Source organism: Patiriisocius sp. 208BN25-11 (assembly GCF_058147145.1).
Genome location: NZ_JBYVJY010000198.1, coordinates 1 through 210, shown reverse-complemented (window position 1 = coordinate 210; position 210 = coordinate 1). Strand labels below are relative to the sequence as shown.

The following is a 210-nucleotide window of genomic DNA, read 5'->3' as shown; positions in this document are numbered from 1 at the left end:
TACCAGATCTGTGAGGTATTAAATCCAACGAACTGTGATACTGCTACAGTTACTGTAGTTGTAGAAGCACCAGTAATCGATGCAGTAGATGATGATTACAGCGCAACTCCAGTAAATGGAGCAAGTGGTGGAGCAGTACCAGGAGCGAATGTATATGACAATGATGAGTTAAATGGTGACCCAGTAGATCCAACCGATGTTACTTTAACG

At 42.4% G+C, this 210-nt stretch carries 1 protein-coding gene; it reads left to right on the top strand.

Annotated features, from left to right (window positions below):
• Nucleotides 1-210: hypothetical protein (locus ACY2RS_RS16115; RefSeq protein WP_490099652.1), on the top strand; the 210-nt coding region annotated here is incomplete at both ends.